This is a genomic window from Microvirga arabica (assembly GCF_016811235.1).
Classification (GTDB): Bacteria; Pseudomonadota; Alphaproteobacteria; order Rhizobiales; family Beijerinckiaceae; genus Microvirga; species Microvirga arabica.
Genome location: NZ_JAFBID010000229.1, coordinates 1 through 647 on the forward strand (window position 1 = coordinate 1; position 647 = coordinate 647).

1 protein-coding gene is annotated in these 647 nt (G+C 67.9%); it reads right to left on the bottom strand.

Translation table 11 applies throughout. The features are described 5' to 3' along the window. On the bottom strand, window positions 1-647 hold a 647-nt coding region (locus JQC81_RS32635), incomplete at both ends, for a tripartite tricarboxylate transporter substrate-binding protein (protein ID WP_203275895.1).

Sequence of the window (647 nt, forward strand, 5' to 3'; positions counted from 1 at the left end):
GGGCGCCTGCAGGGCGGTCTGCAATTCCTTAGTCATTCGCTCAACAATCGCGGGCGGCGTGCCCTTGGGCGCCCAGAGCGCATAGAACGTGGACACCTCGTAACCCGGCACGCCGGCCTCCGCGGCGGTCGGCACGTCGGGGAACGCCGCCGAGCGCTTCGGAGCGGCGACGGCCAGCGCCCGGATCTGCCCCCCGGCGATCTGGGCGGCGGAGCTGCCGAGCCCGTCGAACGCCATGTCGATCTGCCCGGCTAAGAGATCCTGCATCGCCGGGCCGGCGCCGCGGTAGGGTACGTGGACGATGTTCGTGCCGGTGAGGAGCTTGAACATCTCGCCCGCGAGATGGTGCGCTGTGCCGGGGCCCGCCGAGCCGTAGTTCAGCTTGCCGGGATTGGCCTTCGCCGATGCCACGAGCTCGGTCAACGTCTTCGCGGGCACCTTCTGCGGGTGCACCACCACCACATGTGGAACCTGGGACACCATGCCGATCGGGATAAAGTCTTTCTGCAGATCGTACGTGAGATTGGTGTACATTGAGGGCGCGATGACGTGGTGGGTAGCACCGACGAAGAAGGTGTAGCCGTCGGGCTCAGCCCTGGCGGCGGCAGCCGCGCCCGTGTTTCCGCCCGCCCCTGCCCGATTGTCGA